Raw genomic sequence first — 1,779 nt, 5'->3', positions numbered from 1 at the left:
GTGTGGGGTTTTACCCATTTTCAGGGGGTCAATTACCTAATTTTCAGGGAAAAAGAGCCTAAATTTCCCCCCCGATCCCCCCAAGGTCTGGCACTTTTTGATGGGAAAAAAGTCTAAAATTCTTATCCAACAAGGTTTTTAGATTTATTCAGCAGACCCTACTTAGTTATTAAGGCAGAGGGAATCAGAGCAATTATCTTTTTAACTTTTTACTTTCTAACTTGATCATTATGGGAGAAATAGAAGATTTACTGGCACAAATGAAGGCAGAATACCAGAAACGGGATCAGGAAAAACCGATGCCGTCCCCTTCTTCTCGCCAAGAAAAAGATCGTTCCCCGGCCGAATTTAAGGTTAATTATGCCGGCGATTCTTCTACCGATGCGGTTTTAAAAGCTTTAGCCTTAGAAAACCAAGAAAGGCAACAACAAGAGGCAGCGGAAAAAGAAAAAGCGGCGGCATTAAAACAGCAGCGCAAGCGAGAAGCTTTAACTAGAAAGGCGAAGCAATGGTTAGATAAATTGGATACCAAATCGGAGGAAGGACGCTGGTTTGAGGAGTTTTCCTATGGCTACGATTCTCCTTTAGAAGCGGCGATTACCTATCTAGAAGCTTTGGGAGAAGTGGACATTTCTAAATGATCAGGTCTAATTTAAAGTTGTGGGTAAATTGGGCGCATCAAAAACTCGATTATGCCACCAAATATTATCACCGGCTAGAATATTTGTGCCGTAACGAGGGACGATACCGTAAACAGTGCCGGGTTCATAATCCAAAGCTTCACTGATGAGATTGTAGAGACGTTGTAGATCAAAACCCCGGGGGTCACAATGGGGATATTTTCCTTGATTAATCAGAAAACTATCGACGGCAAAATGGCTGACAATTTGCGGTAATTGTCCCGTTTGTAAGGCTGCGAGGAGATAATATTTCGCCGTTTGTTGGTATTGAAAATCGCTGTAACCGGGGAGGGGTTGCAAGCGTCCTTTGGTCAAACAGTGGGATCCTGGCGCTTGTACCAGTTCAATGTTAACACTGGAGATAACCCGACGATTTCTTTCGGCAAAAACCGGTCGCAAGCGATCGCAATTAGGGTGAGATAGCTGCTGACAAATCGCTTCTGTTGCCCATAATGCGGTAGTTTTTGCCCCATCAAAGTAATTTATGGGATATTGCTTGACTAAACGCCTAAAGACGGCTTCTGAAGGCGTATTTAACCAAATTCTTGCTCTTTTTTCTAACTCAGGAGCCGATCGCGTACTCAAAGGAACACCCTCTAAAGCAAGTGCAAAACCCTTGACGCGGATAGTTTCTGGGGTAAGTTGCCACAGTTGACGCACTAATTGATCTCTGGTGTCTGCGGGCAGCATTTCGGCCGCTTGTTCATAAAAAGTGGCAGTGGGACGGTGACGTTCAAAAAAAGGCCGGGCGATCGAGTCTAAAATGTCTCTATCCCTGGAATTCGGTTTGCGGGGGATGTAAACATTGGGACCCAATTTCATCGGACCGCGAGCATATTTTTTCTGTTCTTCGATGTTACCCGCAGTCATACTCCAAGCTGTATCGTGGAGAATAAACAAAGGAGTGCGATCGAGGGTTAATTCGGTGTCTGGCGGGGCAATTTGCAAAAATTCGGCGATTTTCTGCTTTTCTAACTGGACTTCCCCCATACATAAATACTAAAAAATTAACAAAACCCTTACTGCAGGTCGCTTCTAAGAAAAAATTGAAAAGAGGCTACTGGGTACATTTTTTACTTAAAAATGGCTGTACCGTTGA

At 43.7% G+C, this 1,779-nt stretch carries 1 protein-coding gene and 1 pseudogene; one reads left to right on the top strand and one right to left on the bottom strand.

Annotation, left to right across the window (positions count from 1 at the left end):
- Positions 1 to 230 precede the first annotated feature (230 nt).
- On the top strand, positions 231 to 641 hold the full coding sequence (locus IQ242_RS23965) for a salt stress protein, Slr1339 family (RefSeq protein WP_193961673.1): 411 nt from the start codon (positions 231 to 233) through the stop codon (positions 639 to 641).
- Between the two features lie 6 nt (positions 642 to 647).
- On the opposite strand, the pseudogene IQ242_RS23960 reads toward IQ242_RS23965, so the two are convergent.
- Positions 648 to 1,658 (bottom strand): annotated as a pseudogene (locus IQ242_RS23960) (hypothetical protein); the annotation flags it as partial.
- Between the last annotated feature and the right edge of the window lie 121 nt (positions 1,659 to 1,779).

This window comes from Microcystis sp. LEGE 08355, from assembly GCF_015207185.1.
GTDB lineage: Bacteria > Cyanobacteriota > Cyanobacteriia > Cyanobacteriales > Microcystaceae > Microcystis > Microcystis panniformis.
Note: the sequence above shows the minus strand (reverse complement) of the source record. Positions and strands in the feature narration are given on the sequence as shown.